7 protein-coding genes are annotated in these 13,325 nt (G+C 60.9%); 5 read left to right on the forward strand and 2 right to left on the reverse strand.

Annotation, left to right across the window (positions count from 1 at the left end):
• The 5 genes from J4E53_RS00005 to J4E53_RS00025 all read left to right on the forward strand — a co-directional run.
• A partial coding sequence (locus J4E53_RS00005) for a hypothetical protein (RefSeq protein ID WP_207268093.1) occupies positions 1–1,867 on the forward strand: 1,867 nt, incomplete at its 5' end.
• Positions 1,868–1,969: 102 nt separating this feature from the next.
• Positions 1,970–3,754, forward strand: coding sequence for a type I secretion system permease/ATPase (locus J4E53_RS00010; protein ID WP_103311093.1), 1,785 nt, complete (start codon positions 1,970–1,972; stop codon positions 3,752–3,754).
• A complete protein-coding gene (locus J4E53_RS00015; protein ID WP_177431749.1) occupies positions 3,723–5,048 on the forward strand; it encodes an HlyD family type I secretion periplasmic adaptor subunit in 1,326 nt (441 codons plus the stop codon). The genes J4E53_RS00010 and J4E53_RS00015 overlap by 32 nt, the downstream gene beginning before the upstream one ends.
• Positions 5,049–5,050: 2 nt before the next feature.
• The gene (locus tag J4E53_RS00020; RefSeq protein WP_177431750.1) at positions 5,051–6,424 is read left to right on the forward strand and encodes a TolC family outer membrane protein; all 1,374 of its coding nucleotides are present in this window, start codon (positions 5,051–5,053) and stop codon (positions 6,422–6,424) included.
• 444 nt (positions 6,425–6,868) lie between these two features.
• Positions 6,869–7,588 (forward strand): LuxR C-terminal-related transcriptional regulator, encoded by a 720-nt coding sequence (locus J4E53_RS00025; RefSeq protein ID WP_060741804.1) that lies wholly within the window; start codon positions 6,869–6,871, stop codon positions 7,586–7,588.
• A 318-nt stretch (positions 7,589–7,906) separates the two neighbouring features.
• On the opposite strand, the gene J4E53_RS00030 is transcribed toward J4E53_RS00025, so the two are convergent.
• Both J4E53_RS00030 and J4E53_RS00035 read right to left on the reverse strand, forming a co-directional pair.
• Positions 7,907–8,266, reverse strand: coding sequence for a DUF6124 family protein (locus J4E53_RS00030; RefSeq protein ID WP_103311099.1), 360 nt, complete (start codon positions 8,264–8,266; stop codon positions 7,907–7,909).
• A gap of 777 nt (positions 8,267–9,043) precedes the next feature.
• Positions 9,044–13,219: a DUF5801 repeats-in-toxin domain-containing protein gene (locus J4E53_RS00035; protein ID WP_103308002.1), complete on the reverse strand. Its 4,176-nt coding sequence runs from the start codon at positions 13,217–13,219 to the stop codon at positions 9,044–9,046.
• Positions 13,220–13,325: the final 106 nt, after the last annotated feature.

Below are 13,325 nucleotides of genomic sequence, written 5' to 3' on the forward strand. Positions count from 1 at the left end.
CCTGTTCATCGACCCGTTGGGCAGTTCGAAATTTGCCGAAGTGCCGGGCGATCCTTTGTTGGCCATCGTGCCGGGACCGGCGCAGCGCGTGCAACTGATCGTGCCTCGACTGGTCAGCGCCGGGGAAGCCTTCGATGTCCTCTTGCGGGTGGACGATGCCTGGGGCAACACCTGCCGAAACTTGCCGCTCGAGGGTGTCCTGACCCTGGTTGATCCGGAGGGCGGCGAGCGCCGACAGCCGTTCACGCTGGCGTCCGAAGGTTGGGCGACGGCCCGGCTCGAGGCGCTTGAGCTCGGTGCCGTGGGCGAGTGGCGTTTGTCCGCCAACGTGGCGGCGCCGTTTGTCGACGGGGCCCAGGCCTTCGTCACTGTCGACCCGGCCGGTACGGCGTTGCGCCCGCTCTACGCCGACCTGCATGTGCACTCCGATGACACGGTGGGCACCAACGACACGCTGTACAACCTCAGCTACGGTCGCGATGTCGCCGGGCTCGACGTCCTCGGTTACACCGCCAATGACTTCAATATCACCGAGCAACGCTGGGACCAGGCGGTCAAGCTGATCCACGAGCTCAATGAGCCGGGTCGATTCGTGTGTTATCCCGGGACCGAATGGTGCGGTAACTCTTGCGCGGGCGGCGACCGCAACGTCGTATTCCTGCATGACCGCAAACCCGAGTTCCCCTTCGACAATCAAGGACGACTGGTGCGCTCCTTCGAATGGAACGAGTTCACCGCTGGCACCATCAAGCCAGGCGCCTGGCCGGTGGACGAGTTGTACGCCGCCTATGCCAAGGACCCCGAAGGCCATCTGATGATGCCCCATGTCGGCGGACGTCGTTGCAACCTCGACTGGCATCACCCGGAACTCGAGAGGCTGATCGAGGTGGGTTCGGCCTGGGGCCAGTTCCATTGGGTCTACGCCGAAGCGCTGCAGCGTGGCTATCGGGTTGGCGCCGCGGCGAACAGCGATGAACACCAGGGCCGCTGCGGTGGCGGCGTTCCGGCCACGGCGGTGTTCGGCTCCCGTGGCGGGTTGACGGGTGTGGTCGCCGAGGCTTTCGACCGCGCCAGCGTCGGCAAGGCCTTGCGCGCCCGCCGTACCTTCGCCACGACCGGGGAGCGTTCGTTCGCCAGCCTGCGCCAGGGCAAGCACTTCATGGGGGAAGTCTTCACTGCCGATTCGAATGCCTCCCTGGACTATCGACTGCTGGGGGAGGCCGGGTGGGAGCAGGTCGATCTGTTCGATGGCGACCAGTTGATCTGGTCGCGTAACCTGCACCAGGAACTGGGTTTCTGCGCCCAACGCATTCGCCTGCGCCTGGGTGGTGCGCGGATCAAGGACCGCTATCGCGGTGCGTACTGGACTGGCGAAATCCGTATCACCGGCGCGGTCATCAATGGTTTCCGCGCCTTGGGCCTCGACCATCCCGAGCAGACCGTATGGCGTAAGGACGCCACGGTCCTGGCGTTTCGCACCGACACCAACGGCGATACCGACAGCATCGAAATCGACCTGTCGCAACTGGCCGGCGCCACGCTACAGATCCACAGCCGTATCGACAATTACGTCAAGGTCGGCGACCCGTCCGAACCGCAACCTTACGTGCACGCACCGACCGTGGTGATGGAGCTGTCCGGCGATGAGTTGTTGGCGCAATCGCAAGTGGTCGAGCAGTTGCCGGGCGCGGAGTTGAAGCTGTCCCTGGAACGGATGACCGCTGCACCGTTGCCCCGTGAGTTGCAGGGGCGCATCGAACTGGCCCGCCTGGGGCTTGATCCAGGGCGTGAACACCCCTTGTTCATTTGTGCCCGCCAGCGGGATCAGTCACGGGTCTGGACCTCCGCGCTGTTCCTGACCCTGTAGACGCTGGCATTGGCTGACAGAAAACAAACTGGCTAATTGCGACACACCGTCGTCCGGCATGATCTAAGCTCCAGAGGAGGGTCACCCGAGCAGGGGGTTTCAATGCGAAGCGCACCTGAAAACAGCTTGAAAAAAGCACTGAAAGCCTGCCGGGACAGCTTCATTTCTGTCGGGTTTTTCAGCTTTTTCATCAATGCGCTGATGCTCGTTCCCACGTTCTATATGCTCCAGGTCTATGGTCGAGTGATCACCAGTGGAAGTCTCGCGACCCTGACCATGCTGACGCTGATCATGATCGCATTGCTGGTGACCCTCGGTTCGCTGGAATGGATCCGTTCACGCATCATGGTTCGGGTCAGCACTCGGCTGGATGTGCTGCTCAGTCGCCAGGTCTACAGGGCGAGCTTCAAGCGGGCCCTGGAAAGCGGCGGCATGGACGCCTCGGCCCAATCGCTCAATGACTTGACAGGCTTGCGGCAGTTTCTCTCCGGCAACGGTTTGTTCGCGTTTTTCGATGCGCCCTGGCTGCCGATCTATATCGCGGTGATGTTCCTGTTCCATCCCTGGTTTGGTTGGGTGGCGACGGCCAGCGCGCTGTTGTTGCTTGCGCTCGCTTTCATCAACGAAAGACTGACGGGGCCGGTGCTAGCCCAGGCCAACAAAGAGCACATCGGCGCGACGCTCCACACCACCAAGAACCTGCGCAACGCCGAAGTCATCGAATCGATGGGCATGCTTGAGACCCTGATGGATCGCTGGAGCCGGCGGCAACGCAACGTACTGTTGCTGCAATCGGCAGCGAGTGACAGCGGGGCGATCATCAGCACGCTGTCGCGCACCTTCCGCATCCTTGTGCAGTCGCTTGTCCTGGGCTTGGGGGCCTACCTGGCCGTGGACCATCAGGTCGGGGCCGGCTTGGTGTTCGCCGGGTCCGTGCTGTTGGGGCGGGCGTTGGCCCCCATCGACCTGATCATCGGCAGTTGGAAGGGCTTTATCACCGCCCGTTCTCAATACAGCCGCCTGAATGACATCCTCGATAAACAGCAGGCGCAACCCGAGCGCATGGCTTTGCCAGCCCCCCAAGGGCACGTGCAGGTCGAGAACCTGATTGTCGCGGCCCCCGGTTCCAGGACCCCGATCCTCAAGAACATCAGCTTCAGCGCACCTGCCGGTTGCATGGTGGGTATCATCGGCCCCAGTGCGGCGGGGAAGTCGACCCTGGCCAGGGCCTTGCTGGGCGTCTGGGCTGCGCAGCATGGAGTGGTTCGGCTCGATGGCGCTGACATTAGCACTTGGGACAAGCATGCGCTTGGGCCCCATATCGGTTACTTGCCTCAGGACATCGAGTTGTTCGAAGGCACCCTCGGTGAGAACATCGCTCGCTTCACCGCGGTCGATTCGGTGCAAGTCATCCAGGCGGCCAGAGTCGCCGGCGTTCACGAGATGATCCTGCAGATGCCCGATGGCTATGACACCGTCATCGGCAGCGAGGGCCTCATGCTTTCGGCAGGGCAGCGCCAGCGCATCGGACTGGCCCGGGCGCTGTATGGCAGCCCACGGCTGATCGTTCTCGACGAGCCCAATTCCAATCTCGATGACGTCGGCGACCGTGCCCTCGCGGCAGCGATCCTGCAGTTGAGGCAGATCGGCGCGACGCTGTTTGTCATTACCCATCGCACCAACATCGTGTCGCAGCTTGACCGACTCATGGTGATGAACGCTGGGGTTATCAGTCTCTACGGGCCACGCGAGCATGTCCTGGCCGAACTTAACGCGCAGCGACAGCAGGCACAGATGCCAGCCGTGCCCGCAAGCACCGGCACGGCTTCGGTCGATACCGGCAAGGGTGATTCCGATGAACCCTATGGTGCCCAGTCGTCAAATTGAGAGCTTCGCCGACCTGCCAACCTCCGATCGTAAAATTCGTCGCCTGGGCATTGTCATTATCGCCGTGATCTTCGGCCTGTTCGGCACCTGGGCGGCCGTCGCCCCGCTCGACGGTGCCGCCTACGCGCCAGGCGTGGTCACCGTGCAGGCGTATCGGAAAACCGTCCAGCACCTTGAAGGTGGCATCGTCAAGGCGCTGCTTGCTCATGATGGCGACATCGTCAAACGTGACGACCCGCTGATCATTCTGGATGACGCCCAACTGCGCTTCGAGTACGAAATGGCCCGGGGTCAACTGATCGCGGCCAGGGCCATGGAGGCGCGGCTTGTGGCCGAGCGCGACAGCTTGTCGGCGATCAGTTTTGGCAACAGTGCCGATCTCGACAGTGTCCGGGGTATGGAGGCGCGCCAGGGTGAGACGCGGGTATTCAACGCTCGGCAAGGCTCGCGGCTGGGCCAGATTGCGGTGCTGCGCGAGCGCATTGGCCAGTTCCGCCAGCAGATCAAAGGGCTGGAGTCGATGGTCGGCTCCAAGGTTCATTTGGAGAAGTCCTACAGCGGCGAAATCGAAGAGTTGACTGACCTGCTCAAGCAGGGGTTCGTTGACAAACAGCGTCTGCTCGAACAGGAGCGCAAGTTGGGGCTGCTGCATTCAGAGGTTGCCGATCACCGCTCCACCATTGACCGGACGCGCCTGCAGATCAACGAAACACAGCTGCAGATCCTGCAAGTCGACAAAGATTTCAACGCTGACGTCGTCAAGCAATTGGCCGAGGTCCAGACCCGGGTCTACGACCTCCAGGAGAAAACCTCGGCGCTGGAAGACCGGCTCGCTCGTATCGTCATCCGGGCGCCCGACGCGGGCATGGTGATCGACATGACGGTGCATACCATTGGCGGGATCGTACGTCCGGCGACGCCATTGCTCGATATCGTGCCCTCGGTGTCCGACCTGATCATAGAAGCACAGGTGGCGCCGGTGGATATCGATCGCATCGCCATCGGCAAGCGTGCCGATATCCGTTTCGGCGCATTCAATAGCGCTACCACGCCGGTGATCGAAGGCGAGGTCAGCAGCGTATCTGCAGACCGCATGACCAACGAAAAGACCGGGACGGCCTATTACCTGGCGCGGGTGCGGGTGACCGACGAGGGGGCACGCACCTTGGGTGAGCGCAAACTGCTGCCGGGCATGCCGGCGGACGTGTTGATTATCACTGGGCAACGCACGCTGTTGCAGTATCTGATGCAGCCGGCTCGCAATGCTCTGTCTCAATCGATGATCGAGGAATGACCATGGCCGTGTCGACAGCTCTGCTAGGCGGTTTCTTGATGCTCGCAGCGGCCGCCGTCCTGGCGCAGGCCGAGGCGGCAACGCCCACCGGGATCAATGCCTCGACGTTTTCCACCGACCTTATGCAATTGTATCGCGAGGCGCGGCTGGAGGATCCGCAGATACTGGCGTCCTATGCGCAAGCGCAGGCCGGTCAGGAGCATCAGAGCGAAGCCATGGGCGCGCTCTTGCCGCAATTGTCGTTCAACGCCGGGTCGAATCGGATTCACCAGGAAAGCGATCTTGTGCAACGCAGTTTCGATAGCGAAAGCTATGGCCTGGTGTTGCGTCAATACCTCTATAACAAAGCCGCCTGGGAGAACTATCAGAAGTTCAAGAGCCTGGCCAGGCAGTCCGAATCCCAAGCCCTGGAAACCCAGGCCGAAGCCTCGGTGGAGCTGGCCCGGCGTTACTTCACCGCGCTGGCGGCCGAGGACGAGTTGCAGTTGGTGCGGGCAGAGCGTCGAACCACCCAGAGAAGCCTGGACCGGATCAATGCGTTGTATGAAAAGCAGTTGGCGTTGATCACCGATCAACTCGATCTCAAGGCCCGGGTGGATCTGCTCTCGGCCCAGGAACTGGATGCCCGCAACCAGGCCAGCCTCAGTCGCGAGGCACTGGCAGAGATTGTCGGTCGGCCGGTCAAGGAGCGACTCAATCGGATTCGTGACGACCTTGAACTGCAAGTCTCGGCGCACAGCCTGGAAACCTGGGTTCGCGATGGCATGGCACTCAACCCTGCGCTCAAGGCCAACGAGAGCGGCGTCGAAGCGGCGGGGGCGGCCTTGCGCAGCGGCAAGGGAGGGCACTATCCGACCCTGAGCTTGAACCTGAGTGCCCAGCAGACCAATGAGGGCTACAACAACTCCCTGGCACCTCGCACGGACAGTTATGTCGCCGGGATAGGTCTCCAGGTTCCGCTGTACAGCGGCGGATCCACGTCGGCGCGGGTCCGTGGACTCTATCAGGACCAAGTGGTCGCCGAGCAGCAGTTGGAAGCGACTCGGCGGCGGGTGGTCAAGGAGATCACTAACGCTTATCTGACCGCCAACTCCAATGGCGAAAAAATCGGCGCGAACCGGCTGGCCCTGGAGTCGGCACAGTTATCCAGGGTCGCCGCCGAAAAAGCCCTGAGCTACGGGATGGTCAATTCCGTCGATGTCCTGGCCAGCGTGCGCAATGAATACCGGGCTCGGCGGGATCTGCTTAAAACTCAATACGACTTTCTCAGCAATGTGCTGATCCTGAACCGCTGGGCGGGTAAACCACCGGCCGAGAGCATTGAGAATGTGAATGGCTGGCTAAGTCCCGACAGCGCTGGCCAAGACTTTCGCTGATCAGCCTGTTTGCGTTCCTGTATCTGGTTGCCCGGCGTGGGCGTTTTCTTGACGTTACTTTTAAGTCGCTTTATTGCGGTGGCTAAGTACGTACCATTTGTCGATTAATTGACGATTCTCGTCCAGCCTCGGCAGTCTCGCCGACTCCTTGCCCTGGGCTTAACGAACTGATTTAACGAGCGTTTCCCCACCTTTCTGGAAAATTGGCCAGACGGTCGGTACCAGATTCAGGCCGACGACTGGCTAATGGATGTTCGGCGGTGCGCTGGGCTGTCCTAGACTCAGCCTACGAGCTCGAAAGGAGCACATTATCATGTGTAAGCTGTTGATAATTATTCCTATCCAGGTTGTCTCGAGGGTTTCGTCCGGCTTCTTGAAATGCACGCTACCCCCACCAGAAAACCCAGTGGACATCCTGGTTTGCCTTGCGAGGGGGGCAGCGATATGAGACCGGATCACAGAGCACCAATCCGCGTGATGTTGGTCGATTGTCGCCCCCTTGTCCTTCGGGGACTTCATGACTTGATCAACGCCAGAAAGCCGCAGATGGAAGTGAGTGGTCAGGCTGCGACCTATACCCATGCACTGGACCTCGCCGATCAGTTGCGGCCCAACGTGATTTTCTTCAGTTTCTTTCCTGATGCGCTGAACCCTCTGGAGGTTGTCGCCGGGCTGACCCGCAGCGCGCAGATGAAAGTGCTCGTGCTCAAGGGCTTGTATGAGGCCGTTCCTGTTGCTCAGGCGATAGAGGCGGGCGCACGGGGCATCGTGTTGGCCGAAGATCCGACGGAGGCGATCATCCAGGCCATCGTCAAGGTGCATCATCGCGATATCGGAATGGACAGGGCCTGGGCCGGTGGGCTTTCCGGCTATGCCGCCATCGGCCATGCAACCACCCAATGCAATCTGGAGCAGGCGAAACTGGCTCGGTTGACGTTGCGCGAGAAGGAATTGATTCGTGCCATCGTGGGGGACCCGTCTGCCAAATACATCAGCATCGCTGGGCGCCTGGGTATCAGCGAGCACACGGTGCACAATCACCTCAGTAACATTTATCAGAAGCTTGATCTCATTAACCGCATCGACCTGTTGATGTATGCGTTAAAGCATGGACTTACCGCCAGTGAAGAACCGCCGGAGTCCACTTGGGTGGAGTTGGATTGAGCGATCTGTGTGGGAGCAGCAGGCTAGTAGCCGGCCTGGTTCCTCTGGTCGTACACCCCTCAGATCTGTGGGAGCAAATCTTGCTCGCGAAGACGGCGGCACATGCACCATTGATGCAGGCTGACCCACCGCTTTCGCGAGCAAGCTCGCTCCCAAAGAGGGATTGGTGCCGAACACAAGCCTTTTGCCCTCTGAAGATCCAGTGTGGGAGCGAGCTTGCTCGCGAAAGCGGTGGGTCGGTTTGCATGGGACGAGCTGGCTGCCTTGTAGTCGAGGCGTTTACAGCGCCAGCCAGCCCTTTTGGTTTGGGGCGAGTTGTTAACGTGGATCGGCGATATCCAGCGCCCGATTCGCCAGCAGCTCACTCACTTCAATCACTTGCTGGATACCCATCGCAACATGCCGGCGAGAGCCCTCGAGATCGAATGCCAAGTCGCTGATCATGGCGTTGGCTGAGGCCAGGTTTTCGCTGAGGTTGGCGAGCAGGCTTTCAGTGTCGATGTCATCGACAACGGTGAAGAGCTGAGCCGTTGTCCGGCCTTTCTTGGGTTTGGCCTGTTCCGGCTTCAAGTAATAATCGAGCGCCCGCTCGGTGGCTTCGTGGAATTTTTCCGGATCGAGGCTTGAGTAGGAAGAGGTGGGGTCTGATTCCGGTGGATTGGGTGTGGCTTTGAACATGATGACGCTCCTAGGGGTAATGGAGCCGCCAGACATCGCTGCTAAACGAAAAGGGTGGCGACTGTACGCGGGTTAGCAGACCGGACCCCTAGAAGCCGGCAGACCCAAAGGTCTCCCACGCACAACCGCCATTACATGGCAGGCATTAATACCTGCTCAACAATGTGGAGCACCGTGCGTCTAGGGATTCAGGCTGCTAAACCCGACCGCTGATTTTCAGCGACCAGGTAACCATAGAATCCAGCCCCAAAGCGCACAAGCGGGCGGATTCTGGCTTAGTTGTAGGCAAAGGCGCAAGACGACGTAGCCTCAGGACTGGCGCTCCTTGTTACTACGTATTTGTCTGTAAGACTCGATGCCTGCAGTTAAAGAGGACGGGGCGTTGACGCCATGTGGTGGGTCCAACCTGTGGGAGCAAAGCTTGTTCGCGCTGACGGCGGAAAATCCAGTGGTTATGGCAACTGACCCACCGCTTTCGCGAGCAAGCTCGCTCCCACAGAGGGATTGATGCCGAACACAAGTCTTTTGCTCTCTGAATAACCAGTGTGGGAGCGAGCTTGCTCGCGAAGACGGCGGCACATGCACCATTGATGCAGGCTGACCCACCGCTTTCGCGAGCAAGCTCGCTCCCACAGGAAAATCGCCGTGAACATGGAGTTCGCATCCAACCCAGAAACCCATGAGGGTGAGCGGGTTTCGTCGTGATCAGGGAAGGTATAAAAAGCGATGCGAGGATGGTTTCCAGGCCCTCCTCGCATCTTTCACACGCGCGGTGCTTCAGGCGTTGCCGAAGACCACGTCGCTCCCCAGCAGGTCGACGCCCACCAAGGTAATGGTTGTGATTTGCCCGCCCGTCTCAGCGACGGTCACGATGCTGTCTGCGCCGTTGTTGTCGATCGATTGGACTACGGCGCCCTGGTCACCATTGAGCACCAGCGTGTCTCGCAGGTTTTGGCTGACATCGAAGCCCGTGACTTGGTACAGGTTTTCGGTGAAGGTCAGGTCGATGTTGAAGGCATCCCGCTCACCGCCTGTGCCCACCAGCGTGTAGTCGAAGAGTGCGTCGGTTGCGTTGTTGGCGAACAGGTTGGCGTCGAATGCGCTCGTCGCCGTATCTCCGTCTTTGTCCGTCAGCGTTGCGTTGAACGACAGCTGCACATCGCTGGCCAGGTTCTCGGTCTCCTGGATGAACTGGATCACGGGAATCTTGATCGCGCCACGGCCCATTGTGAGTTGAACGGCATCGATCATTGCCGTGCCTTCGCGCTCGATCTCGAAGGACACCTGACCACCGATCTCGGGCGTCAGGGTATTAACCTCGGTGAGGTTGGAAAACGTGCCGTCTTCGTAGTAGATCCGGAAATACAGGTCTTCGGTCGCGGTGTTGTAGCCGGCCACCGAGTTGTCGATGAAGATTTTCATGCCTGTTACCAGGCTCTCCGGGTTGATGACGAAGCTTTCATCGGCCGCGCCGATTGCCGCCAGGTTGTCCCCTTGCAGCAGGTTGTTGCCGACGCCGATGCCGGAGGTGCTGACGTTCATGGCCGTCGGGTCGATGTAGGACGGCAATGGCGTGGTTTGCAGGGCAGCCTCGGTGGGGTCGGGGGCTCCGAGTCCGATGCCGGTCAGGATATCCGTGGTGGAGGCCAGTGCCTTCGCGGAGAAGAACACGATTTCTTCGGATGCCGAAGGAATGGCCGGATTGTTCGTCTCAGGGATCAACAAGGTGCGCACCGGATCCGGGCCACCGGCATCGAGCGAACCGTCGGCACTGCTACGTACGATGGTCGAGCTGAAGCCTTGCACCAGGTCCAATGCATAGCTGCCATTGGCATAGGCGGTCAGCGTGTAGTCGACGCTGGTATCGGCGGTGGCGGCGTTGTTGTCGAAGTCACCGGTCAACGTCCCGGCGAAATGGTACGCGCCATCGACGTCCGGCGAGGGTGCTTGCTCGACGAGCGTGCCGGTCCCGGTCGTGGTCGTGTCGTCGGGCCTGACCAGGGTGAACTGGCCATTGACCAGCGCGATGTCCAGGCCAGCGGCTCCCAGCCCGTCGGCCCCGGCCGATTTTTCCCAGAATCCGTATTGCGCAAGCACGCTGCCGGTGCCGATCAGGTTGCCGAACGCGACGGAAGGACCATCGTCTTCGAACACCAGGTTCTGGCCGATATTGAGCGTTGCCTGGAGGCTGTCGCCGTCCTTGTCGGTCTTGGTCGCGATCAACGTGATCAGGTTGTCCGCCAGGCTCTTGGCATCATCGGGATTGGTGGCGTCGGGGTGCACCAGCGCCCGGATCTGGTCGAGGGTGACATCGCCATTGGTGGCGACGCTGACGGTTAACACCAACAGGTTGGTAGTGGCCGTGCGACCTTCGACCGTCGTGCCATTGAGCGAGAGGTTGACCGCCTCGCCGGTGGCCGTGTCGGTGAGTCCGGAAGCGCCGGTCACCACGCCGAGGGCGTAGGTCAGCGTGCCGGCACCGTCGGCGCCGTAGGCGGAGGTGAAGTTGGCGGCGAAGTTCTGCGTGGCGTTGGTGCCCAGTAGCGTTTCGTCCACCGTCAGCGTTGGCTCGGTGCCGGTGGTGCTGATGCTCGGCCCGTCATCTTCGAACACCAGGTTCTGGCCGATGTTGAGCGTCGCCTGGACGCTGTCACCGTCCTTGTCGGTTTTGGTCGCGGTCAGCGTGACCAGGTTGTCCGAGGTCAGGCTCTTGGCGTCATCGGGATTGGTGGTGTCGGGGTGCACCACGGCCCGCATCTGGTCGAGCGTGACATCGCCATTAGTGGCCACGCTGACGGTGAACACCAGCAGATTGGTACTGGCCGTGCGGCCCTCCACAACCGCGCCGTTGAGCGAGAGGTTGACCGCTTCACCCGTGGCCGTGTCGGTCAGCCCGGAAGCACCCGCAACCACGCCCAGCGCATAAGTCAGCGTACCGGCACCGTCGGCGCCGTAGGCGGAGGTGAAGTTGGCGGCGAAGTTCTGTGTGGCGTTGGTGCCCAGTAGTGTCTCGTCTACCGTCAGCGTTGGTTCGGTGCCGGTGGTGCTGATGCTCGGCCCGTCATCTTCGAACACCAGGTTCTGGCCGATGTTGAGCGTCGCCTGGACGCTGTCACCGTCCTTGTCGGTTTTGGTCGCGGTCAGCGTCACCAGGTTGTCCGAGGTCAGGCTCTTGGCGTCATCGGGATTGGTGGTGTCGGGGTGCACCACGGCCCGCATCTGGTCGAGCGTGACATCGCCATTAGTGGCCACGCTGACGGTGAACACCAGCAGATTGGTACTGGCCGTGCGGCCCTCCACAACCGCGCCGTTGAGCGACAGATTGACCGCTTCACCCGTGGCCGTGTCGGTCAGCCCGGAAGCGCCGGCCACCACGCCCAGTGCATAGGTCAACGTACCGGCACCGTCGGCGCCGTAGGCGGAGGTAAAGTTGGCGGCGAAGTTCTGCGTGGCGTTGGTGCCCAGTAGCGTCTCGTCCACCGTCAGGGTTGGCTCGGTGCCGGTGGTGCTGATGCTCGGCCCGTCGTCTTCGAAAATCATCTTGGAGCCGATTTCGGTCTTCGCAACGGACGCCTGGACCAGGGTGAAGCCGCCGATGTCAAAGTCGGCGTGGTTGGTGCCCTTGGCATCGAGGGCCGCGCCGTTTTCGATGAGCACACGGTTGTGATCTGACGTGGTGGTGTATTCGATCTGGTAGCCGGCCTTGACGCCGGTGATGGTGGCGACCCCGGACGCGAAGCTGATGACAATGCCCGCATCATTGGCAGAGCCGTCCGAGTTCTCGATGACCACCCCGGTGCTGATGTTGGTGACACGGACATTGCTGATCGCTACCGAGGTGTCACCGGTGTAGCCATTGACGAAATTCACCCCGGATTCAGCCGCGGTGCTGAACGCGCTGATTTTTACCACGGCGGTCTTGCCGGCCTGCAACTGCACGACATCGAAGTTGGCCATCTTCGTATTGAAGACGTCGGTAAAGTCGATGTTGGATTCCACATCCGCTTCGGTCTGGTCCAGGTTGGGAATGGTCACATCCTGCCTGGCACCGGTGACGAAAGTGAAACGGATGCCTTCCTGTTCCACGATCATCTGGTTATTGGTACCGAAGGTTGTCGGCCCACCGGCCTGGCTGGTGTTGATCGTGTCACCGGTGGTGATGTTGGCGCCGCTGGACTGGTCGGCCGGGTTCTTGCCGGTGGCGATGATAGTGGGGTCGGTGATGCGCAGGACACCGTCGACCAGCTCCGTGGTGGGGTTCGCTGTTGTGAACATCAGGAACAGGTTCTGGCCGGAAGGCGCATTGGCCAGGCTGAATTCCAGGTCCTGGCTCGCGCCGATGAAGACTTTGTCCAGCAGGTTGACGGCATCGTCGGGGTTGGTGTTGACGGGTTGCTGGAGCGGTTCGTAGAGCACGGTCCAGATCTTGCCGCCGGTGGCGGTTTCTTCAATGTAGGCGGCGAAGACGATGGCACCAGTTAGCCCACCGGCCCTGCCGAGAACGATATTGTCGTTGGTGTCCGTGTAGAGAAGGATGCTGGTGCCGTTGAGCGTATCCAGTCCACTGTCCACACCGTCGAGCGGCGCACCGTTGCTGCCGACGAAGCTGATATTGGTAATGCTTGCGCCAGGTGCGGCATTGACCGTGAATGCATCGCTGCCGGTGTCGCCGACGGCACCGGTATAGCCGCTCAAGGCGACGCCCGTCGCGGCCCCTGTGCCAAGGGCAGTCAGCCGACTGGCGAAGGTCAGGGGGAGGGACGCGACCAGAATGTCGTTGTCATCCGTATCTGTTGCGGCGCCCGGCGTGGCGGTGCCGTTTTGCAAGCCGGCGGTTTCATCCAGCGTCACGTTGACGCCGGTTGACACGACACCCAGGCCAGTGCTGGCTGTTACCGTGTATAGCGAGTCTGGATCGCTCGGCAGCGCGGAGTCTTGCTCGAGAATAGTCATGACTTTCTCCAAAGCATGCGGTCATCAAGGCCTGACCGTTGACCGTTGACCGCAACTATGAGGAAGCACAGGGCCATCGCGCATCGGCTGATACTCCCAGGCGGGG

The organism is Pseudomonas sp. FW305-28, assembly GCF_017351395.1.
GTDB classification, from domain to species: domain Bacteria; phylum Pseudomonadota; class Gammaproteobacteria; order Pseudomonadales; family Pseudomonadaceae; genus Aquipseudomonas; species Aquipseudomonas fluorescens_AA.